This is a genomic window from Streptomyces sp. SID13031 (genome assembly GCF_010548305.1).
Taxonomy (GTDB): Bacteria; Actinomycetota; Actinomycetes; order Propionibacteriales; family Kribbellaceae; genus Kribbella.
In genome coordinates, this window is sequence record NZ_JAAGLV010000055.1 from 1 (window position 1) to 914 (window position 914).

Annotated in this window: 1 protein-coding gene; it reads left to right on the forward strand. The window is 65.2% G+C overall.

The genetic code is table 11. From position 1 onward, the window contains the following. Positions 1 to 914: DUF222 domain-containing protein (locus G3I17_RS39195; RefSeq protein WP_164604498.1), on the forward strand; the 914-nt coding region annotated here is incomplete at both ends.

The window sequence follows — 914 nt, forward strand, 5'->3', positions numbered from 1 at the left end:
GGCCTGGCCAAAGAACTCGGCGCCGGCGACACCATCGAACTCCTGTCGCTACGGCACCGCCGCAACCGTGGCGACATCCGCCGCGACCTCAAACTCACCAAGAACCTCCCCAAATACGAAGCCGTCATCGCCGCCCTGCCCGACCCGACCACTGACACCGGCGAGGTTGCTGGCGAGGTTGCTGCCGAGGTTGCCGTCCTGACCCCGGCACTGGCCGCGGTAATCATCACGACCCTGGAGAAGGCCCCAGCCACCGTACCCGTCGAGGATCTCGTCGTGGCCGAGGAGCAGATGATCGAAGCCGCCCGCTACCTGACCCCGGACGGCCTCAAGGATTTCGGCCGGATGGTCTTGGACCGGTTGGACACCGACGGCCCCGAACCCGCCGAAGAAGAAGCCGCCCAGAAAGAGAACCTGTGGATCCGCTCCGTCGACCACGGCATCAAGTTCGGTGGGTTCCTGGCCGGTGACAACGCCGAACTGTTCACCACCACGATCCACGACCTGGCCAAACCCCACAAAACCATCGACGGCGACCCCGACCCCCGCCCCCGCGACAAACGCCAGGCCGACGCGTTGACCACAATCCTCGAGGCCGCCGTCGGCAACACTTCCGGGCCAGGTATCCCACACATCACCGTCACCATCGACTTCGCCGACCTGAAAGCCCAGACCTCCGAAGCCGTCGGTGAACTCGTCTTCGGCGACAACCTCTCCGCTTCCGCGGTCCGCCGCCTCGCCTGTGACGCGTTCATCCTCCCGATCGTCTTGGGAACTGACTCCCAGCCGTTGGATGTCGGGATGGACTACCGGTTCGTGACGCGTCCGATCCGGCGTGCGCTGATCCGCCGCGACAAAGGCTGCGTGATCTGCAAAGCCCCACCGTCGCATTGTCACGCCCACCACATCATCCA